Source organism: Pseudoalteromonas aliena (assembly GCF_038155085.1).
In the GTDB taxonomy this organism is placed as follows: domain Bacteria; phylum Pseudomonadota; class Gammaproteobacteria; order Enterobacterales; family Alteromonadaceae; genus Pseudoalteromonas; species Pseudoalteromonas aliena_A.
The window spans coordinates 1-220 of sequence record NZ_JBAKAU010000175.1 but is presented as its reverse complement, the minus strand read 5'-3'; the positions used below and the strand labels follow the sequence as shown (position 1 = coordinate 220).

Sequence of the window (220 nt, the reverse complement as noted above, 5' to 3'; positions counted from 1 at the left end):
AAAATTTATAACGCCATTATTTGCATTGCTGCCCCAAAGCCACCCTCCTTGACCACGTATGACCTCAATGCGATCTATGTCATATAAAGGCACATTAAGTGTTTCCCAGTAAACAGCCGCAAACGTTGGGGTGAATAAGCTCTGTCCATCTATCATGACAAGTAATTTACTTGAAAATCGAGAGGCAAAACCTCTTGATGAAATAGCCCATACATAATTA

1 protein-coding gene is annotated in these 220 nt (G+C 40.0%); it reads right to left on the bottom strand.

Annotated features, from left to right (window positions below; translation table 11 throughout):
- On the bottom strand, nt 1-220 hold a 220-nt coding region (locus tag V6260_RS18990), incomplete at both ends, for a Plug domain-containing protein (protein WP_341595607.1).